Source organism: Enterococcus sp. DIV1421a (assembly GCF_051711025.1).
Lineage (GTDB): Bacteria > Bacillota > Bacilli > Lactobacillales > Enterococcaceae > Enterococcus_B > Enterococcus_B hirae.
Window position 1 is genome coordinate 1,963,971 of record NZ_JBIOLU010000001.1, and the last position, 25,438, is coordinate 1,989,408.

Consider the following 25,438-nt stretch of genomic DNA (forward strand, 5'->3'; position numbering starts at 1 on the left):
GCTTACTTTCTAATCAAAAAACAACAATGGGTAGTACAATTCAAAAATCGTTGCTTTTACATAAAAAAAAGAAATTCCCCTTTCATCCGAACAGTCATCAAGCTGACGAATAAAGGAAAATTTCTTTTCTATTGATCAATAACAAACAAGATACACTTAAGAACTTCATTTTAAATACGCATATAAATAGTTTGGTTAAAGATTTTCACTTATTTTCTGATAATCCTACTCCGTAGGCAAGAAAAGTTCACTTTAACGATGCTTGTGTTTAGATCAACAGTCGATCGTTAGAGTTTTAAACATCTCATAGCGTTTAAGACTGCTAGTACAGTGACACCTACATCAGCAAATACGGCATCTCCCATTGTGGCGATCCCGAATGCGCCTAAAATTAAGACAACACTTTTGATCCCGATTGCAAAGATAATATTTTGTTTAACGATTTTCAACGTTTTTCTTGATAAGCGAATAGCATCTGCGATTTTTCCAGGTTCATCATTCATGATCACTACATCAGCCGCTTCGATTGCTGCATCACTTCCAAGACCTCCCATCGCTATTCCGACATCAGCTCTAGCTAGCACAGGTGCATCATTGATTCCGTCACCAACAAACGCAGTCTTTTGCGATGCGTTCGTGAGGATTTGCTCTAATTTAGCCACTTTGTCTTGCGGTAAGAGCTCGCTATAGACCGTGTCGATTCCTAATTCATTTCCAATATGTGTCGCAATTGCTTGTGCGTCCCCGGTAAGCATCACAGTTTGTTTAACTCCAAGTTTTTTTAGTTTTTGTAAAGCTGCTTTTGCATCTTCTTTGATGGAATCTGCAATCACTATGCTTCCAACATACTGTTGATCAATTGCCACATATACTAAGGTACCAACTGCTTGATTGACTGGAAAGGCTATATTGTATCGAGTGAAAAGTTTATGATTTCCTACTAAGACTACTTTCCCATCCACAACTGCCTTGATTCCTTCGCCTAAAACTTCTTCCATTTGATCCGTGGGTAATAATGCTCCTTCATAATCAGCTAAAATCGCTTGTGCAATCGGATGTGTCGAATATTGTTCTACACTTGCAACATATTGCATGAATAAAGGTTCAACCATAGTAGTTTCAATTGATTGAACAGAAAAATCACCTTTTGTCAGAGTTCCTGTTTTGTCAAAAACCATGGTGTCTGTATGAGCTAATAATTCAAGGTAATTACTACCCTTCACTAATACACCCATTTTACTAGCTCCACCAATCCCTCCAAAAAAGCTTAAGGGTACCGAAATTACTAAAGCACAAGGACACGAAATCACTAAGAACGTCAAAGCTCGGTAAATCCATTCATCAAATCCTGTATTTGGTAACACAAGTGGTGGTAAAATGGCTAATAAAACAGCTAATACTACTACCACTGGCGTGTAGTAACGAGCAAATTTAGTGATGAAATTTTCTGCTGGTGCCTTTTTACTACTTGCATTTTCTACTAATTCGAGCAATTTACTAATGGTTGAGTTTTGATAATTTTTTTCTACTTCAACAACTAATGGTTGATTGATATTGATAAAACCACTTAATACTGACTCTCCTTCAAAAACTTCTTTTGGAACCGATTCTCCCGTTAATGCAGAAGTGTCAACTAATGACTGCCCACTGATGACTTTCCCATCTAATGGTACTCGTTCTCCTGGTTTGACAAAAACATGCTCCCCAATCATTACTCTTTCTGGCTGGGTTGTCACCAATCCAGCTTCTGTTTCAACATGAGCCACTTCTGGTCGAATCTCCATCAATGCACGTATCGATTTTCTTGATTGGTTGACTGCAAAGCCTTGGAAATATTCACCTACTTGATAAAACAACATGACCGCTACTGCCTCTGGATATTCACCAATCAACATCGCACCGATCGTTGCGATTGCCATCAAAAAATTTTCATCAAACAATTGACCTCTCGTAATGTTTAATGCAGCTTGCTTGATAACATCAAAACCAATAAATAAATAGACAAGTAAAAATCCAATAAAACGAATCGGTTCAGCTGGAGCCCAAATAAACAAGCCTAATAAGCCAATAGCTGATAGGACAATACGAATCAGATCCTTTTTTTCTTCATTTAATGTCGAAGTCACTTCTTCCATCTCTTTTACCTCAACTTCTGGTTCTAATTCCTTGATCACTTTTCTAGTTTCAGTTTCGATTTCACCTATCTTATCCTGATCTGCGTCAATCGTTAATTTACCTACAGCAAAGTTAACATTTGCTTGCTTTACCCCATTGATTTCGTTGATTCTTTTTTCGATTTTCATTGCACAGTTTGCGCAATCCAATCCTTCTAATCGATAGCTTTTCATGCTCTGACCTCCTCACTTTAAACATGAACGTTTATTCATGTATAATTATATATGAGTGGTCACTCATTTGTCAAACTAATACTTCTTCTATTTTTTATCAATCAAAAAAGCATTACCTTTACAATAAAAAAAGCGACTCATAAAGTGAAAACCATATCATCCATTGTAAGAGTACAGGAGTGTCACAAATAAAAAAGAACTGAACAACGGAATCTACACTTGTCCTTACCCGAACTAATCCATACCTAATAGCTATCTTATCAGCAATAAAAAAAATAAGCATTTCTCCTATTTGATTAAAACTCCCCCACTAGCCAAACGAGTGAGGGAGTTTTTTTATTGTTGTCGTATCTCTTCATCCTAAGCGATATCTATTTACTGGGATTATTCCACTTCTATAGTCGCTAGTAGTTGTTGGAAACTATTCGTAGTACTTGTTCCTGGTCGATTACCTACTAATTTAACTGAAATGATATCGCCAGCAACCACGCCTTTACTGTAAGTCACCCGAACAGTCTCATTCATTTTTTTGACTGATGAATAGTAAGCTTTTCCTTTATAAGTTTCCGCGATATATGCATCATTTTTATAAAGTACGATTCGATTGTCTTGCTCAAATATTTCTCGATCAATATCCATCACTACTTTATTTCCAACTACTTGAATATCTTTCACGATCTGATCATATTCAGTCGCTGCTGATTCCAATTTTTTCTCTACTACATAGGTTTCTAACAATACTTTACCTGCAGAGCTTTGACCAGGTGATCCAGGCGCTAAATAAACTTCAATTTTTTCACCTTTGTTGCCTTCAAACCCACGACGTATCTTTACTAGTTCGTCTGTTATATCTTTGTAAGAGTAGTAAGCTTTACCATTATACGTTTCAAAATAATAGTTACCATCCAAATAAACCATCAGGCGTTGTTTGCTATTAAATTGTTCTGGCGTTAAGTTTAAGTAGATATATGGTTGGTGACTTTCTACTCCAACAGATAACAAAGTATTTTGGGATGTGTCATCTTCTGATTGGATATCGATATTTTTAAAAGTTGCCCAACCATTTCCCGTAGAAGAAAAACGGATAATATATGTATTGTCTTTTTCTGGTGTCGTAAAAGTAAACGAATGTCTTTCCCATTGTTCATTATTATGTGCCGATTCTTGTAAAGAAACAAATTCTTCTCCGTGATTCAATGTACCAAACTCGACTTTACCCGGAAAATTTTTACTTCCCGCAGCGTCATAAGAAAATGTGTAGGTCGTGTTGGGTTGTAATTTCACATATTGATGGATATTTTCGCCCAACATTGCTTTCACATAAGAAACCCCATTTTCAGTTACCAGTGTTGGATTGTTCGATTCTGGGTTTGACACGATCCAATGATCTAAACCAGCGCTAAAATCCCCGTTACTGATAATCGAGTCCTCAACCACTTCTTTCAAGTTATCACTGATAGTAATAGCTTCCTTGCCTATGGTTGTTGCATGTACGCCTATAGAAGTTCCTAAAGACAGACAGGCAATACTTGCGACAAATACCTTCTTCATGTTATTTTTCATTCTATTTTCCCCCACTAATTGATTTCTGCTGTTACGATTAGGTAACGAGACTCATTCTATATTATCTCTGGAGATACTCTTTTATTTGCCTTGAATTTTCATGAACATTTTATTTTAAAGATCCTTTTTTACACAAAAAAAGAAATAAATCGCCAAATTCCCATTTTTCATCTCTCTATTTAGCAATCCTGCTAATGTTTACTAATTTTTTGGAATTGTCCATAATTTTTTTTTCCAAAAAAAGAAATTATCATTGCCGATAGCAGCTATTTCATTAGTACAATCCTTATAACGAGTAAGGAGGTTCCAACCAAGATGAAAGCGATATTATCCAAAAAACATTATATCCAATTAATTATTTTAGAAACATATTTAGCAAATGGACAAGTGACCGTTCAACAACTAGAAGAAACAACCCAAGCAACCAAGCAAACGATTCTTAAACAATTGAATGAGCTGGAAAATCGTGGCTTTTTTCAAGTGGAAAAGAAAAAAGATCATTTATTGCTGAGAAAAAATAAACCAATCAGCTATAGTGAAGTATACAGTTATATTTATCAAGATTCTGTACAGCTTCAATTTATTTCTCTGGTTTTTTCTCGTCCGTTTATAACAACTTCGGAAATTTTAAAAAAACTAAAAATCAGTAAATCTCAATTTCGCCGTATCAAAAAACAAGTAGCTGATTTTTTGAACTGCCATGATATTTGTCTGACTGACTCTCCTTTCTACTTTACAGGAGATTCATCTAAACTATATCAGTTTTTTTATGTCTTTTTTTCAGAAAAATATCACGCTAATACTCAATATATTCTTCCGAAAGAACAATTAATTCTTGATCAACTGTTGCAAGCATTTACCGAATTGCCCAACTTCTCTACTTCTCGAGAACAACAACGATTAAGTAGCTGGATCTGGGTGATTATTAAGCTTAGTGTCCATATCCAAAAATCAACGACTTATTATAAATCAGCGGATAAAAAGGCAATATCCTCAGCAACTTTACCATTTGATGATTCACGAATCGTCATTGATTATGCACACTTCAAAGAAGTATTCAAGCTTTCATATACGGGTGTCGTCCAATCAAATCTCTTAACATTTCAGTCAATGATGAAAGAACCAAAGCTTTCACTAGAAATGCAAGAGAAAAAGCAATCCTTGATTCAGTTGACAACTGAACTCTACCAGCTATTTGGAGAAAATAAAGAAATCGAGCTCCATTATTCGATCGATCAATCACTAACTTTGTCTGGAAAAATCAAATATTTGTTAAATGATCAAAAAAAACGATTTGTGATTGAATTTTTTAAGCAAAATGGGCGCTTTTCTGCCCATACTGCTAACCGACTGTTACAAAAATTGATCACTTTCAGAAATGAAATAAATGATGATCCTTTATTTTATGAATGGCTCTATCTTACAATTATCTATGATAAACACTTAAAGGAACTTATTAGAAAAAATCAACAGAAGAAAAAAATTGGTCTTGCTTTTACCTACGACCAAGTACATAGTGAATTACTGATTACGCTTCTTAAAACGAAATTGAATGAGTACGCAGTTTTTGAAATCATTGATGTCCAAGATTCTGTAATGAACGATCAAAATGCAGATTCCATCGATTACTGGATTTCTAATCTTCCAATAGCTCCTCAGAAAAACTGGCTACTTTTAGACAATTATCCTTCGCTAAAAGAGATTCGTACCTTAGAATTGCTTCTTCAGCAATCAACGATCCAACCATTAATCGAAGCTTTAAAAAAGCCATTACCAACTGACTAAGTTATAAAAAAACTGCAGAAAGTTAACCTCCTAAGAGGCCACTTTCTGCAGTTTTTTGTGGTTGAACCAGCTATTTCATTTTTATGGATAGATACGGTTCAACAAACGTGGGAATGGAATTGCTTCACGCACATGGTCGATACCTGCGATCCAAGTAACTGTTCGCTCTAAGCCCAATCCAAATCCAGAATGTGGCACTGAACCATATTTACGCAAATCAAGATACCAAGAATATTCATTTTCGTCTAAACCATGATTTTTGATCTGTTCTAATAAGAATTCATAATCCGTTGCCCGTTCACTACCACCAATGATCTCACCGTATCCTTCTGGTGCGATCATATCGGCACAGATCACTACATCTTCACGAGTTGGATGTGGTTTCATATAGAAAGGTTTGATTGCTTTTGGATAATTCAAGATAAATACGGGTTGTTCAAATGAATTGGCAATGAATGTCTCATGCGGAGAACCAAAATCATCGCCCCACTCAATATCATCAAACCCATTTTTCTTCAATAATTCAATCGCATCATCATAAGAGATACGTGGGAATGGTAACTTCGTATAAGTTTTCAATACTTCTTTGTCTCGTTCCAAGACATCTAATGCGTAATCACAGTGATCCAATACATTTTGTACTAAGAAAGCAACATATTGTTCTTGGACCTCTAGACTTTCTTCTTGATGTGTAAATGCCATCTCAGGTTCAATCATCCAAAATTCGATCAAATGACGACGTGTCTTTGATTTTTCTGCACGGAATGTTGGACCAAAGGAGAATACTTTACCAAAAGCCATCGCTGCAGCTTCCATATATAATTGACCACTTTGTGATAAGTACGCTTTTTGGTCAAAATAGTTCGTTTCAAATAAGTCAGTCGTTCCTTCTGGTGCAGAACCAGTTAAAATTGGAGGATCGATTTTGACAAAGTTATGGTTATTAAAGAACTCATATGTTGCACGAATAATTTCATTTCTGATTTGCATGATTGCATGTTGTCTGGAAGAACGTAACCATAAATGACGGTGATCCATCAAAAAATCAGTTCCATGTTCTTTAGGTGTGATGGGATAATCATGACTTTCACTGACAACTTCGATTGTCTTAATCCCGATTTCGTAGCCGAATTTTGAACGGCTATCTTCACGGATTTCTCCGGTCAAGATGATTGATGTTTCTTGGTGAAGATTTTTCGCTAATTGAAATACTTCTTCTGGAACTTCACTTTTCACAACTACTCCTTGAAAATAAGCCGTTCCATCTCTTAGTTGTAGAAAAGCAATTTTTCCGCTTGAACGTTTATTTGCTACCCAAGCGCCAATCTTTACTGTTTCTCCTACATGATTTTTCGAATCAATGATTTGAATTGTTTCCACTTATGACTCTCCTTCGCTCTACCTTAATTATTAGGATTATATTTGACTTTTACTCTCAATAAATTGCGCAATACGTCGGACTGCTTCTTCCAAAGTTCCAAGATCCGTTGCATAACTTAATCGCACATTTTCTGGCGCACCAAATCCTTCACCAGTTACTAAAGCAACACCCGTTTCCTCTAATAGATCTTCTACCCACTTCGTGACATTCTCATAACCGCACATAGCCAACGTTTCTTTTACATTCGGAAACAAATAAAAAGCACCTTGTGGTTTATTAAGTGTCACTCCAGGTAAGTTTGAAACAAGTGGATATAAGATATTTAGGCGTTCTTCAAATGCCACGCGCATTTCTTCCACTGGATCTTGCTCACCAGTCAACGCTTCAATCGCAGCATATTGGCTGACTGCTGTTGAATTACTTGTTGATTGAGAAGCAATTGCAATCATCCCATCGATGATTTCTTGGTTCCCTAAAGCATAGCCGATTCTCCATCCCGTCATTGCATAAGTTTTTGAGACCCCATTGATGATGATCGTTTGCTTACGAATAGCTTCAGAGATTGTTGCAATTGGAGTAAACTCATTGCCATTATAAACTAAACGTCCATAAATATCATCTGCAACTATCAAAATATCATGTTTGACAGCCCATTCTCCGATTGCTTGCAGCTCTTTTTGATCATAGATCATTCCTGTCGGATTCGAAGGAGAATTGATAATCAATGCTTTCGTTTTAGGGGTTCGTGATGCTTCTAGCTGGGAAACAGTTATTTTAAATCCATTGTTTTCCTCGCCTTTAACAAATACCGGTCGACCTTCTGCTAATTTTACTTGCTCTCCATAACTTACCCAATAAGGTACTGGGATGATCACTTCATCTTCAGGATCTAAAATCGTCTGAAAAAGGGCATATAACGCAAATTTTGCACCATCCGTTACAATCGTTTGAGAAGGTTCATAGGTGATCCCATAGTACTCCTTGATATAATCGACAATTGCTTGGCGTAGTTCAGGAATCCCTGCGCTCGGCGTATAGTAACTTGCTTTGCCGTTTCTAATTGCCTGAACCGCCACTTCTTGGATATTTTCGGGCGTTGCAAAGTCAGGTTCTCCGACCGTTAGACTTAAGATATCTTTTCCTTGTGCTTTCAAAGCTTTTGCTTTTGCTGCTGCAGCAAGCGTCACAGAAGGTTCTAATTGTTGTACTCTTTTTGACAGCTTCATCCTACTCATCCTTTACAAATTATATTCCAGTGATAGTTTTTATTTCTTTCCCTGACTCGAAAGAAAGCAAATAATAATTGAATTGATCCTTTGAATTTTTTCCAACAACTTCCCAGACAGCTTGATTATCGTACATTCCTAGTGAAGCTTTTTCGATTTGGACTTCTGGATGAGCTTGAGCAATTTTTTCTTTTGCTTCTTGTTCAGTTATCCCATCTTTTTGAGCTAATACTTTGACCTTTTCGCCCGATTTAGGAATAATGACCGCAATTTCTTGCCCTTTATCGTTTTTACCAGTCAAAGAAAAGTAAGTATGATTCCGAGTAAACCAATAAAAGTGATCTGCTTCTTCAAGTCCTGCGTATTTTTTAGCAATCTCAATTGCTTCTTGTTTGGCTTGCATCCTTGGGCGGCTCGCACGTAAATAAAAAATCGAACTAAATACGATGATCGCTAATAAAGCGATAATCAACCCTAGTAATACATGATTAATTGTTTTTTCTTTCGGAGATTCTTGCTTTTGTTTTGATTGTTTCTTCAAGGATCGTCGCTCCTTTTATATTCGCTAAGTTTTATTATAGCAGATTTTTCATGCGAAAATAGATTGTCTGAAGAAGTTTATTCTTCGTTTTTCTTTAAGAATTTTGGGATATCTTTGCAAATATCGTCCAATGTTTCTTCTTTGATCGTAATATTCTTCGGTAAGGCCTGCAAGATCCGATTACTGTATTTCGCAGACAGTAATCGACGATCCAGAATCAATAAAACGCCTCGATCTTCTTCACCACGAATCAATCTTCCTAAGGCTTGTCTCAATTTTAAAGCAGCTTTAGGGATCGATTCTTGATAGAATGGGTTGATTCCTTCTGATTCAAGGTAGGTATTCCTTGCCTTCACCATCGGTCGTAACGGATTGTCAAAAGGTAAGCGGGTAACCACGACAATCTGTAAAGCATCCCCCGGTAAATCCACACCTTCCCAAAAACTATCAGCTCCAAATAAAACACTCATTTCAGACAGCATGAATCGTTTCAACAATTTCTGTCGGCTACCACCGATCCCTTGGGCTAAGATTTCCCGTCCTTGCTCTAACATGGATAAATGAATCGCCTGATAAACTTTTTGTAAAATATCATGTGACGTAAACAAAACCAAGATTGGCCGCTTTTCTTGTAAGATCAATTGAGACAACGTCTGAGACAAATAGTCCACGTATTGTTGCTGATCAACTTGACTAATTGACGGTGCTTCTTTGGGTACATAGATACGGGCTTGTTTTTCGTAATCATAAGGAGATGCGATCACTTTCAATGGTGTACCTTCAATTCCTAAACGTTTCGCAAGATACTGACGATTCGGTCCCACTTTAAGCGTGCCGCCAATATATAAAATATGCGTGTAGCGCGGATACCAAACTGTTCTTTTCAGTGAGGCTGCCTTGAAATCGTGAAGATGAAAAATCGTTTGTTGCGCCGTTTTGTTGGGAACAAACCAATGGATCAAATTTTCATGCCAATCTTCCAGCCACTGTTCCATCAAAGTTGCTTGCTTTTCCATTTGATCGAATAATTGATAAAGAGTGGCTAAATCAATGCGCATTTGTTTCGTCCAGCTTTCTTGAATGATTGTCAAACTTAAGCGCATTTGGTCTTGTAGTTGTTTGATTTCACGATAAAACACATGGAGATGGTCAATTGCAAGACTCGACTCAAATGGTAACTGCGAAAGCATTTCTTGAGTAACCATCATTTCTTCTGGATACTGACCGTTTGTTTGCTTTGCCGCAAATTGATTCAGTCCTTCTGCCAGAAAAATTTGCGCTTCGTTAAGTGCGTTTAACTCCTCTTGGTAAATCTCTAACCAACGTTGAACTTCGTGGTTTTCTGGTAAATACGCTTTGATCCGGTCAAACAAATGATCCGATTCGTTAAACTGTTGGATTTGTTTGAAAAAATACGCAATACTTAAGCGGCGATCATTGACTTTCTCTGCAATATCAGGCAAATGATGCGCCTCATCGATCAATAAATATGGACTCTCTGGTAACAATGGTCGCTTTCTTTGGGTTTCTTGGACTAAAAAGGCATGATTCACAATCAAAAAATTGCTTTGCTGGATCTTTCTCTCTAAAAAACGAACAAAATCTTGTGCATAAAACGGTTGATTTTTAGCTAAAAATGAAGTCCCCCGATGGGCAATCTCACTAAAGAGAAGATGATTCAAGTTGGTCAAATGCAATTCGTCTAAATCACCGGTTTTCGTTTGAGTCAACCAAACAAGGATTGCCATTTGGTAAAGTAAATATTGTTTTTGTTCTTTTGGCGCTTCAAGGGTCGCTTTGAACCTTTGCAAATCGATATAATGGCGATAACTTTTAATCACTGTTGCTTGAATCGGTTGATCCAACAATTGATTTAACAATGGGATATCTTTCTCCAAGATCTGTTGCTGGAGTACCAGTGAGACAGTACTGATGATCGCCGGCTTTTCAGGAGTGGCTAAATAGCTGAGTGGGAGTAGATACCCGATCGTTTTTCCCATTCCAGTAGCGGCTTCAATCATCAAATCTTTGGACTCATCTTTGGTAAAATGGTCGTATACTGCATTCATCAAGCGATTTTGTTCCTTGCGATACATCAATGTTTTCCCAAATATCTTTTCTTTAGCTTGTTTCTTTCTAGGATAAACTTGCTCGTTGTAATGAATGCTGGTATAAAGATCTACTTCTTTTTTTTGCAAAGCTAACCCATCAATTATCTCTAATTCTTCGTTTAACGGCTGAGGTTGTTCTCTCATCTCTTCCATCACACTTTGAATAAATCGACTTGTATCCATTCCTGTTTGCCCACTTAATGCATAAATGGCTTCTAATGTGACTAATGGTAAACGGCGCATCCGTTCTTCAATCAATAGAAGAAGTTGGGCAGTCACTTCGGCATCACTATCAGCTTGGTGTGGATTTTCATGAATAAAGCCTAGACTCTCTGACAGATCAGCCAATCGAAAGCTTGGCTCACTTGGCAAGAAGATTTGAGCTAATTCAACAGTATCGATGCCAGGAATCTTTAATCCCGGTGTTTGGCACCTTAATAGCTCCTGATTAAGAAAGTTATAATCAAAATAAATATTATGAGCAACAAAAATCGTATCCGCCAACAGATTATAGATGGTTGCGGCCACATCTTCAAAATAAGGTGCTTGTTGGACACGACGATTGGTAATTCCTGTCAGATGTTGGATTTGTTTGGAAATCTTGCGTCCGGGATTAATATCAATCGAAAAACGAGAAGTGATTCGACCACCTTCAATCATGACACATCCAAATTGGATAATGCGATCTTCTTTTGGATTTGTCCCAGTCGTTTCAATATCGACAACTGCATAAGTTTTTGATTTCAAATTTACTTCCTCTTCTCTTGCCTTTAAATGTTCTCTTGCGATTATACTACAATCACCAGAAAATTTCTTAATCTCTCTTTCTATTTATGAAAAAAACCTTTATATTATTGGTTCACTTTCTAAATCATCTGATCACCTTAACTACCGGCTGATTACTCAACTACCTATTGATGCAGAATCAATTCTACTTATCTGAAGAACGTATTTAACTTCGTGATTGATCCAAAACAAAAAAGCTCGACAACTACAATGTAGTTATCGAGCTTTTATTCAAATCAATTAATTAAGCTTTAACAACGTTAGTTGCTTGAGGGCCACGTTGACCTTCTTCAACGTCAAAGTTTACTGTTTGACCTTCTTCAAGAGTTTTGAATCCGTCGCCTTGGATAGCTGAGAAATGAACGAATACATCGTTACCGTTTTCTGCTGTAATGAATCCAAAACCTTTTTCTGAGTTAAACCATTTTACTGTACCTGTTTCCATAATAAAAATCCTCCTTGTGTTTCAACACATATTTTGCAATTACTTGAATGGTGTATATCTGGAAGATGTTTATTTGAAACATGCCACAGATTACCGAACAAAAACTACACTCTTAATATATCATATCGGTTACAAAATAGCCACTATTTTCCCTTCTTTTTTTCCTTTTCATCTGGTGTTTTCTGACAAAAACGAGAAAAAGAGGGATATCTCTGTATTCCGTCCTAACAAATATGGAATCGTTTCCTTATAATTCAGACTTTCTCTAACGATTTTTTTTGATAAGATTCCCCATAAGAACGATAGTTGATAGTAAAATAACACCAGTTGAATTGATTTCTTCTACTTTTTATTTTTTAACCATAAACAAGACTGAGGAAAAAATTTCCCCAGTCGTGCTCTTTCATTTCTTTATTCAAAATGCAAAATCTCATGGCACTCTATCAGTAACGAAGGATTGCTACTAAACTTTTCTCATCTGGTGCCTCTTTTTGTTCAAGAATGACTACTTGTCCTCCGTTCATGATGACATTATCTGCCAATTCATTTAAAACTTGACGGCGATCATACTCTGTTTCTGGATCTTCTCCAAATCCATCCACTAAGTTAGACGTAGCAATAAACAAGTGAGAAATTTTCCCTTCTTTAGCAGCTGGAACGATATCCACTAGTTGATCGATAAATTTTTTATCTAACAAATGATTATACCCTTCTGCTTCTTTCGCAGCTAATTCCTCAGAAAGTTTTTTAGCTCCTGCTTCGATTTCTTTTAACGATAATTGTGCAGGTGAGGCAGAGATCGCCACATCAGAACAATAGTACGGATTTTTAGCAATTTTTTTGAACATCGTTTGGTTTTCCGGTAACGCAAAGAGATAAATTGGGCGTTTTTCAGGATTGTCAAAGGTATCCTTAAGATAATCATCAACTGCTTGATAATAATTGACCCAGTCGATCTCTACTTCCTCATCTTTTGGATTGACACCATGAAACGTAGCTCCCTCACTACCATTTGAAGTATAGTTTAATCCGCCACCTGTTAACTCCGAACCTAAAGCAGTTACTACATCTTTCGGTGCATCTTCCGGTAATTTTACTTCAGTTACCTGCTTATTGTTTACTTCGTACAACTTCATTGAATCACGATTCAATCCTAGTAGATAATAAGTGTAGTTAAAGTGACTATTTTTGATAATCGCTAGAAGATATGGCAGATCACTCACATAATATTGGTCATCTACAGGAATACCTAAGCGATGGATATACGTATGTTCTGGAGATAAGATGACAGCCACGCTTGTTGTAGCGCTTCGCCAAAATGAAGCATCTTCTAACAAACTAGTGATTTTTTCTTGGAACAAGGACCAGTCATGTTCAGCATATTTTTTTTCAAACCGTTTTTTTGCTTCTTTCGCAAAATTTTTGAACTTGATTTGATCTTTTTCTACATCTTGATGTGCGACATGGGTGTTCAACATAATCGTGACGAATGGGCCTGTAGCACCTTCTGAAGTCAGCTGTGACAATAATTCTTTCGCCATTTTTGTCATAATCGTATCCCTCCTAAAAAAAGTCATTCCTTTACTATAAGTAAAGTCTACCACAACAAATTTTTTCGAGATAATAAAACGAATTTTAATAAAACGACTTATTTCTATTTTTGTTTTATTTAATTAATTTCATAATTATTTCATACTTTACTCAATCATTCCTTTCATTTCTTAAAAAGAAATTCAATTCTTTTTGCTACACTAAGAGAAAATAAATGAATGAGGTGATCACATGCACATATTCATGATCTTCAGTTTATTAACCCTAACTGCTGTTACTATTTTTGTTGCTTCTCGATTGAATGAGCCAGAAGTGCAACCGGTAAAAATTCGTAGCAAAGATCAAGAGAAGTAACCACTTTTCTCCTTTTTCTATAAATATCTTTTATTATGTTTTTATCAGAAATATTGAAACTACTCTATCTCTTTGATAAAATTTTAATTTATAGGAAAACTATTAGAAAACAAGGAGAAAATAAATGCCTCAAAAAAAATTACGATTGTTCATGTTATTAACAAGTTTGATCTTGTGCCTCACTGCGATTTTACCAATCACAGCAGTTCACGCTGACGAATCATTCAAAGTCAATGCAAAAGCCGCTTTTGCTGTTGATGCAGAGAATGGTAAGATCCTTTATGATCAAGATGGAGAAAAACCAATGGGAATTGCTTCAATCACCAAAATAATTGGTCTTTATATCGTTCTTGATCAAGTAAAAGAAGGAAAACTGACTTGGGATGAAAAAGTGCCAATTTCAGATTATGCTGAAAAATTGAGCGTTGTTCCTGACTTGTCAAATGTACCTTTACACAAAGAGAACAGCTATACGGTCAAAGAACTTTTTGATTCAGCCTTTATTCAATCTGCTAACGCCTCAATGGTAGCTTTAGCAGAAAAAATAGCTGGCAGTGAAACAAAGTTTCTTGAATTGATGAAAAAACAATTAAAAGATTGGGGTATTAACGACGCAACGATTGTGAACGCCTCTGGATTAAATAATTCCTATCTCGGTGAGAATCGTCCTGAAGGTACCTCGGAAACAGAAGAAAACCAAATGTCAGCCAAAGATGTTGCGATCGTTGCCAGACACTTGATCTTAGATTTCCCTGAGGTATTAAAAGTGACAAATACTACTAATGAAACGTTCGGCGAAGGGACTCAGTCTCCTGTCGAAATGGTGAATTGGAATTGGATGCTTTCTGGGTTTGTTAACTACAAAGAAGGCGTAGATGGCTTAAAAACTGGTACAACTGAATTTGCTGGTGCTTGTTTTGTTGGAACGATCAATAAAGATGGTAGACGAGTCATTACGGTTGTTTTAAATGCCGATGACCATGCTACAAATCCAAGTGCCCGCTTCAACGAAACCGGACGTTTAATGGATTACTGCTATGATAATTGGTCAATTAAAGAACTTGGAAAGTCCAATGCAAGTATTCCAGATTTAAAAAACTTAGCAGTGAAAGATGGCAAAGAAACTTCAGTAGCAGTTGCCTTAAAAAATCCTGTAAAAGTTTGGGTAAGAAATGGTATGGATACTGGTAAATTAAAAATTACTCCTACCCTTGATAAAAAAGTCGTAACGAATGATCAAGTAGCAGCCCCCGTCAATAAAGGTATGAAGGTAGGGACAGCAACGATTACCTTAGCCGATGATTCACTGGGCTATTTGGAAGACAATAAAGAACCAACCACAGATATTATTACTGCTAAATCAGTTGAAAAAGCAAATATCTTTGTGATTGGTTGGCGACATGTTACTGATTTTTTTAGTAATTTGTTCTAATCCAGCTAAAATACCAACAAGTAGAACGTAGAATTTTAAGTACACCTCTTAAGTCAGAATGTCATTGTCTAACTTAGGAGGTGTACTTTTATCTAACAATCCCTGCTACATGCCTCAAGTTTTCCTTTTTTTAGTTTTTAATTTTTCAGAACAGCTTTTTTCTCTAATTTTAGCTATAATAGTAAAGGTTGTGTCAATTTTATTGATTTTATCTTTCAATCAATCGTTTTTCAATCGTTTTTGCGTAAATTGGTATCAACCTAAACAAAACACGTTTTATTTCGTGTTCATTAAACGAAAGGAGTTAATTCTATGAATTTGACAAGAGACCTGACTTTCTTGGTTCTCTATGTTTTAGGGTTTACCGGTATTCTTTATTGGCGCCGTCGTCAAAGTGATCCTGCTCTGTTCTTTTATTGTGGATCTTGGACATTTATGATGATGGTCACTTACTTCATTGTTTTGGAAATTTTTTATTCCACCTTTTACTTTTTGATCCCACTTGTTTTTTTCAGTATTTTTGCATTCTCCTATTTTACTGAAAAACGCAAACTATTGAACGGGGTATTGTTCAATTTCTTTTTAATTAGTTTTGGCGGCTACTTAGTCACCTTGCTGCTTGAAACACAAAATATTTTTATTGGTGGTTTATTTGCAATAATTGCTATCCCCGTTTTGTTGATCTTGTTATTTGGCGTTTACATTTTGATCGTCTTTTTATTTTGGAACGGGTTATTAGTTTTAAAAAGAGAATCTCGCTCATTAGCCAATCTCTTAACTTTATTATTAGCAATCTTTTTGACGTTATATACTATATTTCAAATCTTCTTTATCCAATATTTCCCACAATGGTTCAATGTATTATTCACGGCTGTCCCATTGATTCTGTTTTATCTTTTTGTGGTTTTCTATAACTTTATAACCGTTTCTTTTTTGTATCAGTTCAACCGTCCACGATACAACCAAAATTACATTATCGTTTTAGGGGCTGGTCTACTCAATGGCGAAACGGTATCCCCTCTTTTAGCAAAAAGAATCGACAAAGCGATCGCCTTTTATTGGGCACAAAGTAAAGCAACCTTGAACCCGCCTATTCTATTGATGTCTGGTGGTCAAGGATCAGATGAAAAAGTGCCGGAAGCAATTGCGATGAAGCAATATGCTTTAGCTAAAGGCATTCCTGAGAGAGATATCTTGGTGGAAGCCAATTCAAAGACAACTTTAGAAAATATGCGTTTTTCTAAAGAACTCATGGATCAACAAACTGGTGGGCCATATCGAGCGATTTTCACTTCTAATAATTACCACATCTTCCGTGCAGGTCTTTATGCAAAGCAAGCTGGTTTAAAAGCGGATGGAATCGGAGCGAAAACTGCCTTTTACTACTTGCCGAATGCATTTTTGCGAGAATATATCGCCATCTTGGTTCTGCACAAAAAAAGACACTTGATCGTTGGTGGCTTAATCGTGCTATTTACCGTATTATTCGCAGCTTTGAGCATCTTTATTTAAATAAGGCATTTGGGTGCCCCCCAAATGCCTTTTACTTTTTGTAATCTTTCCTTTTGCAACAACTATTTTCGTGCTTTCGTTCTCCCCTTAGATCGCTCAGACTGTTTCTGACTTCCCATCATTGGCAGGAAAAGAATTCCCTTTTTCACTACTACTTTTTGTGCTGAATAAATTCCACTATTACCAGAACACATGAAGCTCACCAGACAGATCATAAAGAAATAACTGGCTGCTTGTCCACCGAACAATTCGATTCCCATAACAAAACAAGCAATGGGTGTATTTGTTGCTCCTGAAAAGACGCCAATGAATCCCAAGGCTGCTAAAAAAGGAATGGACACATGTAAGATTGGTGCTAGAGCAGCACCTAATGTCGCTCCGATTTCAAATAAAGGAGTTACCTCTCCACCTTGATAACCAGCACCTAAAGACAAGACAGTAAATCCAAGCTTTCCAAGAAAATCATAGAAATGGGCGGTACCATTAAAGGCATCAGTTAACAAAGGCAAACTGAGCCCCAAATATCTTTGGGTTTGCAATAAGAGCGCTGCGATGACGACCACAGCTCCGCCAATAAAATTACGTAGAACTGGACTAGCCATTCTTTTGGCATACCAAGTTTTCAAAAAAACAATCGAACGACTAAATACCCAACCAATAAGACCAAAAGCAATGCCTGCAACGAATAATTTAAAGAAAAGAGATACATCCCAATTTGGAATCGTCCCCATAGGGTAATGGATATGTTTCACCCCAAAGCTTTCAGTCACAAAGTTAGCAAACAGTGCTGCAAAAAAACTTGGAAATAAGGCTTCTGTTCTAACTTTTCCAATTGCTAAAACTTCTAACCCAAATAGTGTTCCAGCCAGAGGCGTACCAAAAACGGAACTAAAACCAGCACTGATCCCGCTGATCACCAATAACTCCCGTTCTACTTTATTTAACCGAAAGAGACGGGCTAAATTTTCTGCTAAAGCGCCTCCCATTTGCACAGCTGTTCCTTCTCGTCCGACAGAACCACCAAATAAATGGGTGGTAATCGTTCCAAATAACGTTAAAGGAATCAGGCGTAAAGGAATTTTTTCTTCCCCACCATTTCCTTGATCAATCACTAAGTTATTTCCTCTACCAGAATTTCCTCCGTACTTACTATATAAAAAAGCAAAAATTCCACCACTTACTGGTAAAAGAAACAACAACCAGGGTGAAGCAAGGCGTATATTAGTAACCCATGTTAAGCTATTGAGAAAAAAGGCTGATAAACTCCCCATAAAGATTCCCAATAACAATGTGATTAATAGCCACTTGACCATGTATACGACGACCCTAATTGGATCAGGTAATCGATTTTCCATCTCTTTTCCTCCTCAAAAAAAACGCCTACTAAAAAAAGGGGTATCCCGATTCTTAGTAGGCGTCATTAGTTATCTTAAGATTAACGTTTAAAGGCGAACACCATCACCTATTCACTTCATCAATTAAAATAGCATATATTTATGAAAAATACAATGAAATTATCCTTCTTTTTTTACAATCTCAGTAAATTCATAAAAAGGAGTCAATTGGACTAAATTGTGGTTACAATGCTCACTATCATGGCAAATATAGTTTCCTTTTTTCGTATAGGTGCCATCTGAATTCGATTTTGTTGTTGCTAAAAAGAGTGACACACTCGAAGTTTTTTTACAAATCGTACAAATCCCTTTCGTAATGGTCGGGGACAAAGTCCCGCGAATACCGTTTAACTTCCCTGATTCATCATAATAAACAAGAAATTTTTTCTGGGTACCAGGATCATTCCATCCAATATAGGTGTGTTCTCTTAAATCCAAATGATTCCAATCAGGTTGTTTTAACTTTTTCACTTTTCGGAATAATTTTTCGATTTGAGCTTTCGAAGGTTGCTCAAAAGGTTGAACTGATTCTTTTAATTCTTCTAATAAGCGTTCAGCAGTTTCTTTGGTCAAAGAAGTATCTAAGATATTTTCTAAGAAAAGGTTCATCCTTTGTGAGGGTTCTACTAGTTCCTCTATTCTCTCCACAGCTAATGCTTGGACCGTTTCGATCGTTTTAGAATCGTTTACTGAATGATAGACTGATATTAATTGTTCGACTTCTCTTTTAATAAAATAATATTGATAAGGTTTAATTGTTTTTTCCATGACTTTGAGTCCTTTCTTCTTTCAAGTGAATGTACTTTGAAGAAAAGAACTTCAACAAAGTACGTTAGTTAAAGCTTTTCCACTCTTTTAAATAAGATCCATATGGCATCTTATCATCACCCCCTTTAAGTTTGTATCAACAACTTGTTCTTGATACAAAGTAAACAGTAAAAATCATGGTTCGTCAATAAAAAAAAAACTGAGAAATTTTATGAAATTTCTCAGGAAGAATTCTTAATCACATCGTATTAAATCGATTGTTCTTTGCCGAAATATCTTTGCCATTTTTGTTTCATCGAAGCAGTCATCGGCTGTGCTGCTTCTTTCACAGCACAATATTTGTCGACAAACGTCACAATATAGCTTTCTTTATACTTAGGCGGTGCGATCGTAGCGCCCCACATATGTTTTAAGATGATATCACGCTCTAAATCGGATAGGTCAGTAATTTTTTCTGCATTTTTCACTGCGATCCTTGGATGGATATAAGCATGCGTTCCTTCATCAAATTTTGTTGTACGCCAATCATAGTAGAAAAGATCATGCAAAAGACCTGCACGTGCGGTTGCTTTTGCATTACCGCCCCATTTTTTGGCTAATTTATAACTATAGTAAGAAACACTAAGAGAATGCTCTAATCGAGTGGAGTGGACATGTTGTGTATAATTGGCTAATTTCTTCACTGCATCTGTTGCTAATAGATCTTCTACATAAGACATATATTCTTCGTCTTCACGCCATTTTTCTGTCATAATTATTGATCTGCCACCTTTTTTGAATTTCATTTTCCTTTGAAATTGATCCTAGTATACCATTAGTGTTCGGAATATTCTAGTGAGGTTCCATCAAAATGTAGAAAGCTTAATAGTTCCTTAATCATAAAGAGAAATGGTAAAGTACGATGCCTGCTGCCACTCCTACATTTAATGATTCAGCATTTCCGCGAATCGGAATATAGATATTTTTATCCGTCAAGGAAAGAATTTCGGGCCGCACGCCTTGCCCTTCATTCCCCATGACAATTGCATACTTCTCAGGAACAGTTACCTGTTCTAATGAACGAGCATCCTCGTTCAATTCCGTTCCATAGATATTAAAATTGTGTTCCTTTAAAAGCGGGATCATTTGCTCAAGGTCTGTTTGAAGTATTGGTAGATGGTAATTGCTCCCCTGCATACTTCTTAACACTTTTGTACTATAAATGTCAGCTGATCCTTTTCCTAAAACGACACCAGATAGTCCAAAAGCATCTGCCGTACGAATCATTGTTCCAACATTCCCAGGATCTTGGACATTATCTAACAATAACCATCCTCCAGTTAATTCGGGCATGTTTACTTTTTCGTAGAGCATAACGGCTAAGATACCTTGGGGTGTTGGCAAATCTGATACCACAGCCATGACTTCATTCGTTACCAAGGTACAAGGGATGTCTAAATGGTTTTTAAGCCACTCCTCCCACTCTTCTAACCCTTTTTCTGTGATTAAGATTTCTTTTACTTTGGCATGAGAAGCAACTGCCTCTTCAACCAAATGGAATCCTTCGAGTAGATACTCGCCTGTTTCTTCCCGGTATTTTTTCTTATGTAGTTTTTTCAATTCTTTGATTCTTGGATTTTTTGCTGATTGGATTTCTTTCACATTTTTCACCTCACTTAATTATAGCATGAATTCGAACCTTGAACTTGTTACAACATCAAAAAATCGATATCATTAATTTAAAAAGCAAGGAAAGAAAGGTGGATATGATGAAAAAAATCAAGATGAACGTTCAAGGACGTGTCCAAGGTGTTGGCTTTCGTTATATGACAAAAATCGTTGCCGATCAATTAGGGATCACAGGCACAGTTAAAAACGAAGAAGATGGTTCGGTGACAATCGAAGCATGTGGCGATGAGGAAACGATCAAAAGATTCATTGAAGAAGTAAAGGATTCTCCAAGTCCTAGTGGTCGCGTACAATACGTTGACTTGCAAGATAATCCGATGATGGAAGAACGAAAAAAATTTGATGTGATCGGCTAATTTACTGATTCTGAATGGACGAAACACGCAAAAGGTAGTTCTATTTACACTATGAGAAGGCTCACATGACTTTAAGAAAGTTTGACGATAAAGGACTTTTTTTAAAGAAACAACGTGCCTTCTCTCTTCTAATCGTCCCTCACTCGTTTGATCGTTTTTGCTTCTGTTTAACCGATGGATTTTCTCCCTTTCCTTTTTGTGGTTTGACAAATAACTTTTTTATTTTTTTAAGACCATATAGGTAGGAATCTATGAATTTTCTATAAAGTAGATTGAATTGTGTGTGCTTTTTTAGTATAGTTAATTTTGTGTAAAAATTATAAAAGAGGAAGTATTTTATGAATAAATGGAAAAATTGGGTATTGGGTTCTGGCCTTGTCACAGTCATGCTTTTCTTATCTGGTTGTGTTCGTCTGGATTCAAATGGTAACCCTGACACATCAGGTATCGTGTACCGAGTATTAGTCCATCCAATGGGACAAGCGATTACATATTTAGTGGAGAACTTCAACTGGTCCTATGGTTGGGCTGTTATTTTAATGACAGTCATCGTTCGTATCATCATTTTGCCATTAGGTATTAGTCAATCGAAAAAGACAATGATCCAATCTGAAAAAATGCAAGCATTGAAGCCGCAAGTCGAAGCCGCTCAACAAAAACTAAAAACGGCGACTACTCGTGAAGAACAAATGGCTGCACAAGCTGAAATGCAACAAGTTTATCGTGAAAATGGGTTAAGTATGACTGGCGGGATCGGCTGCTTGCCTCTCTTGATCCAAATGCCGATCTTTTCAGCCCTTTATTTCACAGCTCGTTATACAGAAGGCATTCGTGAATCCTCTTTCTATGGGATCGACTTAGGACACCCTAGTTTTGTATTAGTTGCGATTGCTGGTGCTGCTTATTTACTTCAAGGATATATTTCAACAATCGGTATCCCTGAAGAACAAAAGAAAACAATGCGTACGATGCTTATCGTTTCGCCTGCGATGATCGTCTTCATGTCGATCAGTGCGCCAGCTGGAGTCACACTTTATTGGGTAGTTGGTGGTATCTTTAGTTGTTTGCAAACCTTCATTACAAATGTCATCATGAAGCCTAAATTAAAAGCTCAAGTGGCAGAAGAGTTAAAACAAAATCCACCGAAGCAAGTCGTAACACCTCGTAAAGACGTGACACCTGCGGATAGCGAACAACCAGTGAAGAAACAAGTCAAAGCACCTAAAAACCAAACAGGTCGTAACGCTGGAAAACAACAAAAACGGAAATAACTAAGCATTTCGTTTATTTCTCAAAATAGCTAAAATAAAAAAGGAAGAGAGAACGCCTCTCCTCCTTTTTTATTTTGCCCTCTGATCATTGATTATTCTTCGCTATATTGCCGAATCAATAGTTCGAATTGAATGAAAATCAGTGTAAACATTTTTCTTTTCACTAGCAGCAACCACTTTCAAGGTCTTTGACCTGTTGTTTGTCATCATTAGATTTTCTTTTTGATCCTCAATAAATCAACTAGTGGATTGACTTTGGTTATCGTTGTGATTGCGAGATAGATCGGACAAGCAATGACGAATTGGATCAGATTGGTTCGGATATTACTCGTTAAATGACCTGTTAAAAACCTGGTGATCAAACACATGATCAATCCAGCAATTATAAACATCCCGATTTTTCTTAGAGAAAAGGTAAACGTCGTCTGTTTCAGAAAAGCTCTTGTTCTTACAACTGTAACGAAACTTTCGGCGAGAATAGTTGAAAATACAACGCCCAAAAAGCCAATAGACGGCAATAGTATGAGATTTGCCACAAGATTGATGATAGCTCCAATGATTACTGAACGATTATACTCTTTAACCTGACCGATTGGCATTAGATATTGTCTAGAAATCGCCATGCCTAAAGGAACGATCACAATCAAAACCGTAAAATATGGAATAATTTGAGTGATGTAGCTAAATTTTTCGCCAAAAAACCAAGGAACGAGCTTGTCATAAACTGTCAACATCCCAAACATGATTGGAATCGAAAAAAACAATTGTAAATGAATCGTTTTTTCCATCGTGCGAACGATTTTCTCCATATTTTTTTTTGCAAAAAAACTTGTCATATGGGGAAGTAAGACGATGTCTAAGGTAGTTATGATCGTGATGAATACGGTATTCAATTGCAGAGAATTGGTAAAATAGCCCACTGCAACACTTCCTAATGTGAAACCTAAAAGGGTCTTATTCAAATTGGTATACAACATGATCGCAATTTGAGGAATAAAATAATCAAAAGAGCCCTTTAAATGACTAAGACTTTTCTTTAAATCAACTTTCGTCAAATGAATGTATTTAGGAATAAAGAACCAGACACTCACTTGTGAACAAACTAAACCTAGTCCTTGAATCAAGGTATATTTTAACGTGTCGTCTTCGTTTTTAATCAAGAAAAGAATGAGAAAAAACGTGACTAGTTGGACTACTAAATTAGCTATACTAGTTTTCTTAAAATCTTCAATTCCCATAAAAAACCAAGATACGTCAAATAATACGGCAAAAACCGCCAAGGATTGGACAAACAAATACGAACGATTATTTAATAAAGAGGCAACAATAAAGTAAGCGACTATGACAATTAAGCTCGCTAATGCCTTAAAAAGCAGAATTTCCCAAAAAACTTCTGATAACGCTTCTTTCTTACGGTTGTAAGTCAAAGTTATTTCCCGGTTCCCGTACATCGTTACCCCTAGCCCCGCAAACAAAACAAAATATTGGACAATTGAAAACGTATAATTATAAAGACCGATCCCACTTGGCCCTAAAGCATTAGAAACGATTGGAATGGTAATAATCGGAAGAATGATTTTCGTCAGTTGAAACAAGCTCTGATAAAAAAAATTTTTGGCTATATTTTTCATTTATTCATCCCGTCTAAAAATATCTCTCGTATAGACTTTTTCGATCACATCTTTTAATTGATGGTCCATCCGATTTGAGACGATCACATCCGATAGTTGTTTGAATCGCGCAAGATCCGAAACGACAGGCGCATGATGAAATTCTTCAACAGGTAACGTTGGCTCATAGACAACCACCGAAACTCCTTGTTCCTGGATTCGTTTCATGACTCCTTGAATCGATGAATAACGGAAATTGTCTGAATCGGCTTTCATCGTTAACCGATAGATTCCCACAGTCTTAGGCTTTTGGGCTAAAATTTGTTCTGCAATAAAATCTTTTCTGGTTGTATTTGCTTCAACGATCGCTTGGATAAGATTGTTAGGCACATCGGTATAATTTGCTTTCAACTGTTTCGTATCTTTTGGCAAACAATACCCTCCATAACCAAATGAAGGATTATTGTAATGAGAGCCGATACGTGGGTCCAGTCCGACGCCTTCAATGATTTGTTTCGTATTTAAGCCTCGTATCTCCGCATAACTATCCAATTCATTGAAGTAAGCCACACGCAACGCCAGATACGTATTTGAGAATAACTTGATTGCTTCCGCTTCTGTTGAATGAGTCAATAAAACTGGGACATTATCTGCTTGCGTATTCTTTTTGAACATATTCGCAATCTCTGTCCCTCTATCTGAACATTCTCCTACAACAATGCGGGAAGGATAAAGATTATCGTACAATGCTTTACCTTCACGTAAAAATTCTGGTGAAAAAACAATATTTTCTGTTTGATATTTTTTCTTTAGTTCGGCCGTATACCCTACTGGTACCGTGGACTTAATGATAAATTTTGCTTCTGGGCGAATGGCGAGAGCTTGTTCAATGATGCTCTCAATCGATGAGGTATTAAAATAATTTTTCTTTTCATCGTAATCAGTGGGTGTGGCAATAATCAAATAATCACCAAAAAGAACCGCTTCTCGGAAATCCTTAATAAATTCGATTGCTAGGTCTTCTCTTTGAAGAAAATTATGTACTTCACGATCTTCAATTGGTGACTCCTTCTTTTGTAGTCGTTCGATCTTTTCTGCTACGATGTCATAAGCTTTGACATTCTCATGCTGGCTAAGTAATAACGCATTGGCTAGCCCTACATAGCCTAGGCCGAAAATTGATACGTTCAATTGGTTTCACCTCTATAATTAGTTTTATTAACATAAAAAACACAAACTGGAACGTTATTGGTAGTTCTTCGTTTCATTCGCTTTATAAAAAACAAAGCCATTTACTTTTCCTTTGAACCCAGGCTCATTTCGTCAGTCACTCTTA

General features: G+C 36.6%; 20 protein-coding genes and 1 riboswitch. Of the genes, 6 read left to right on the plus strand and 14 right to left on the minus strand.

All coding sequences use genetic code 11. The annotated features are described in order from the left end of the window. Nucleotides 1-287: 287 nt before the first annotated feature. Both IGK21_RS08890 and IGK21_RS08895 read right to left on the minus strand, forming a co-directional pair. On the minus strand, nt 288-2,348 hold the full coding sequence (locus IGK21_RS08890; protein WP_034700865.1) for a heavy metal translocating P-type ATPase: 2,061 nt from the start codon (nt 2,346-2,348) through the stop codon (nt 288-290). A 384-nt stretch (nt 2,349-2,732) separates the two neighbouring features. Beyond that, the gene (locus tag IGK21_RS08895; RefSeq protein ID WP_034700867.1) at nt 2,733-3,911 is read right to left on the minus strand and encodes a carbohydrate binding domain-containing protein; all 1,179 of its coding nucleotides are present in this window, start codon (nt 3,909-3,911) and stop codon (nt 2,733-2,735) included. A 315-nt stretch (nt 3,912-4,226) separates the two neighbouring features. Here IGK21_RS08895 and IGK21_RS08900 point away from each other — a divergent pair, with 315 nt between their 5' ends. Further along, nucleotides 4,227-5,696: a MarR family transcriptional regulator gene (locus tag IGK21_RS08900; protein ID WP_232622378.1), complete on the plus strand. Its 1,470-nt coding sequence runs from the start codon at nt 4,227-4,229 to the stop codon at nt 5,694-5,696. Between the two features lie 81 nt (nt 5,697-5,777). On the opposite strand, the gene asnS is transcribed toward IGK21_RS08900, so the two are convergent. The 6 genes from asnS to IGK21_RS08930 all read right to left on the minus strand — a co-directional run bounded on the left by asnS (nt 5,778) and on the right by IGK21_RS08930 (nt 13,736). Beyond that, on the minus strand, nt 5,778-7,076 hold the full coding sequence (gene asnS, locus IGK21_RS08905) for an asparagine--tRNA ligase (protein ID WP_010718497.1): 1,299 nt from the start codon (nt 7,074-7,076) through the stop codon (nt 5,778-5,780). Between the two features lie 36 nt (nt 7,077-7,112). Continuing rightward, nucleotides 7,113-8,303, minus strand: a complete 1,191-nt coding sequence (locus tag IGK21_RS08910; RefSeq protein ID WP_034700871.1) for a pyridoxal phosphate-dependent aminotransferase — start codon at nt 8,301-8,303, stop codon at nt 7,113-7,115. A gap of 19 nt (nt 8,304-8,322) precedes the next feature. Then, on the minus strand, nt 8,323-8,844 hold the full coding sequence (locus IGK21_RS08915) for a cell wall elongation regulator TseB-like domain-containing protein (RefSeq protein ID WP_010718499.1): 522 nt from the start codon (nt 8,842-8,844) through the stop codon (nt 8,323-8,325). 77 nt (nt 8,845-8,921) lie between these two features. Continuing rightward, nucleotides 8,922-11,702: a helicase C-terminal domain-containing protein gene (locus tag IGK21_RS08920; RefSeq protein WP_025480124.1), complete on the minus strand. Its 2,781-nt coding sequence runs from the start codon at nt 11,700-11,702 to the stop codon at nt 8,922-8,924. 283 nt (nt 11,703-11,985) lie between these two features. Beyond that, nucleotides 11,986-12,186, minus strand: coding sequence for a cold-shock protein (locus IGK21_RS08925; RefSeq protein WP_005875554.1), 201 nt, complete (start codon nt 12,184-12,186; stop codon nt 11,986-11,988). A gap of 443 nt (nt 12,187-12,629) precedes the next feature. Next, on the minus strand, nt 12,630-13,736 hold the full coding sequence (locus IGK21_RS08930; RefSeq protein ID WP_181915062.1) for a baeRF6 domain-containing protein: 1,107 nt from the start codon (nt 13,734-13,736) through the stop codon (nt 12,630-12,632). A 232-nt stretch (nt 13,737-13,968) separates the two neighbouring features. Here IGK21_RS08930 and IGK21_RS08935 point away from each other — a divergent pair, with 232 nt between their 5' ends. From IGK21_RS08935 to IGK21_RS08945, 3 genes are all read left to right on the plus strand, one after another. Next, nucleotides 13,969-14,091, plus strand: a complete 123-nt coding sequence (locus IGK21_RS08935; protein ID WP_010718502.1) for a hypothetical protein — start codon at nt 13,969-13,971, stop codon at nt 14,089-14,091. 124 nt (nt 14,092-14,215) lie between these two features. Continuing rightward, complete coding sequence (locus IGK21_RS08940; protein WP_034700875.1) at nt 14,216-15,523, plus strand: serine hydrolase; 1,308 nt, start codon at nt 14,216-14,218, stop codon at nt 15,521-15,523. A gap of 312 nt (nt 15,524-15,835) precedes the next feature. Beyond that, the gene (locus IGK21_RS08945; protein WP_010718504.1) at nt 15,836-17,035 is read left to right on the plus strand and encodes a YdcF family protein; all 1,200 of its coding nucleotides are present in this window, start codon (nt 15,836-15,838) and stop codon (nt 17,033-17,035) included. A 62-nt stretch (nt 17,036-17,097) separates the two neighbouring features. Here the strand turns inward: IGK21_RS08945 and IGK21_RS08950 are convergent, their stop codons facing one another. The 4 genes from IGK21_RS08950 to IGK21_RS08965 form a co-directional block, all read right to left on the minus strand. Continuing rightward, on the minus strand, nt 17,098-18,390 hold the full coding sequence (locus tag IGK21_RS08950) for a voltage-gated chloride channel family protein (protein ID WP_034700879.1): 1,293 nt from the start codon (nt 18,388-18,390) through the stop codon (nt 17,098-17,100). Between the two features lie 49 nt (nt 18,391-18,439). Beyond that, a riboswitch (Fluoride riboswitch) is annotated at nt 18,440-18,507 on the minus strand. Between the two features lie 42 nt (nt 18,508-18,549). Further along, a complete protein-coding gene (locus IGK21_RS08955; protein ID WP_010718506.1) occupies nt 18,550-19,197 on the minus strand; it encodes a FusB/FusC family EF-G-binding protein in 648 nt (215 codons plus the stop codon). Between the two features lie 248 nt (nt 19,198-19,445). Then, nucleotides 19,446-19,949, minus strand: a complete 504-nt coding sequence (locus IGK21_RS08960; protein WP_010737939.1) for an HD domain-containing protein — start codon at nt 19,947-19,949, stop codon at nt 19,446-19,448. A 124-nt stretch (nt 19,950-20,073) separates the two neighbouring features. After that, entirely contained in the window at nt 20,074-20,838 is a 765-nt protein-coding gene (locus tag IGK21_RS08965; RefSeq protein ID WP_034700883.1) for a TrmH family RNA methyltransferase, read from the minus strand. A 107-nt stretch (nt 20,839-20,945) separates the two neighbouring features. Here IGK21_RS08965 and IGK21_RS08970 point away from each other — a divergent pair, with 107 nt between their 5' ends. Then, the gene (locus IGK21_RS08970) at nt 20,946-21,221 is read left to right on the plus strand and encodes an acylphosphatase (RefSeq protein ID WP_010718509.1); all 276 of its coding nucleotides are present in this window, start codon (nt 20,946-20,948) and stop codon (nt 21,219-21,221) included. 338 nt (nt 21,222-21,559) lie between these two features. Next, entirely contained in the window at nt 21,560-22,492 is a 933-nt protein-coding gene (gene yidC / locus IGK21_RS08975; RefSeq protein WP_010718510.1) for a membrane protein insertase YidC, read from the plus strand. Nucleotides 22,493-22,701: 209 nt separating this feature from the next. Here the strand turns inward: yidC and IGK21_RS08980 are convergent, their stop codons facing one another. Then, nucleotides 22,702-24,123: an oligosaccharide flippase family protein gene (locus IGK21_RS08980; protein ID WP_181915063.1), complete on the minus strand. Its 1,422-nt coding sequence runs from the start codon at nt 24,121-24,123 to the stop codon at nt 22,702-22,704. After that, a complete protein-coding gene (locus IGK21_RS08985; protein WP_063627376.1) occupies nt 24,124-25,293 on the minus strand; it encodes a nucleotide sugar dehydrogenase in 1,170 nt (389 codons plus the stop codon). Between the last annotated feature and the right edge of the window lie 145 nt (nt 25,294-25,438).

Bases quoted from the DNA above. Each gene is read 5' to 3' on its own strand.
- IGK21_RS08945 (WP_010718504.1), top strand. From the start codon at position 15,836: ATGAATTTGACAAGAGACCTGACTTTCTTGGTTCTCTATGTTTTAGGG.
- IGK21_RS08940 (WP_034700875.1), top strand. From the start codon at position 14,216: ATGCCTCAAAAAAAATTACGATTGTTCATGTTATTAACAAGTTTGATC.
- IGK21_RS08970 (WP_010718509.1), top strand. From the start codon at position 20,946: ATGAAAAAAATCAAGATGAACGTTCAAGGACGTGTCCAAGGTGTTGGC.
- yidC (WP_010718510.1), top strand. From the start codon at position 21,560: ATGAATAAATGGAAAAATTGGGTATTGGGTTCTGGCCTTGTCACAGTC.
- IGK21_RS08955 (WP_010718506.1), bottom strand. From the start codon at position 19,197: ATGGAAAAAACAATTAAACCTTATCAATATTATTTTATTAAAAGAGAA.
- IGK21_RS08910 (WP_034700871.1), bottom strand. From the start codon at position 8,303: ATGAAGCTGTCAAAAAGAGTACAACAATTAGAACCTTCTGTGACGCTT.
- IGK21_RS08935 (WP_010718502.1), top strand. From the start codon at position 13,969: ATGCACATATTCATGATCTTCAGTTTATTAACCCTAACTGCTGTTACT.
- IGK21_RS08895 (WP_034700867.1), bottom strand. From the start codon at position 3,911: ATGAAAAATAACATGAAGAAGGTATTTGTCGCAAGTATTGCCTGTCTG.
- IGK21_RS08980 (WP_181915063.1), bottom strand. From the start codon at position 24,123: ATGAAAAATATAGCCAAAAATTTTTTTTATCAGAGCTTGTTTCAACTG.
- IGK21_RS08930 (WP_181915062.1), bottom strand. From the start codon at position 13,736: ATGACAAAAATGGCGAAAGAATTATTGTCACAGCTGACTTCAGAAGGT.
- IGK21_RS08890 (WP_034700865.1), bottom strand. From the start codon at position 2,348: ATGAAAAGCTATCGATTAGAAGGATTGGATTGCGCAAACTGTGCAATG.
- IGK21_RS08960 (WP_010737939.1), bottom strand. From the start codon at position 19,949: ATGACAGAAAAATGGCGTGAAGACGAAGAATATATGTCTTATGTAGAA.
- IGK21_RS08925 (WP_005875554.1), bottom strand. From the start codon at position 12,186: ATGGAAACAGGTACAGTAAAATGGTTTAACTCAGAAAAAGGTTTTGGA.
- IGK21_RS08950 (WP_034700879.1), bottom strand. From the start codon at position 18,390: ATGGAAAATCGATTACCTGATCCAATTAGGGTCGTCGTATACATGGTC.
- IGK21_RS08900 (WP_232622378.1), top strand. From the start codon at position 4,227: ATGAAAGCGATATTATCCAAAAAACATTATATCCAATTAATTATTTTA.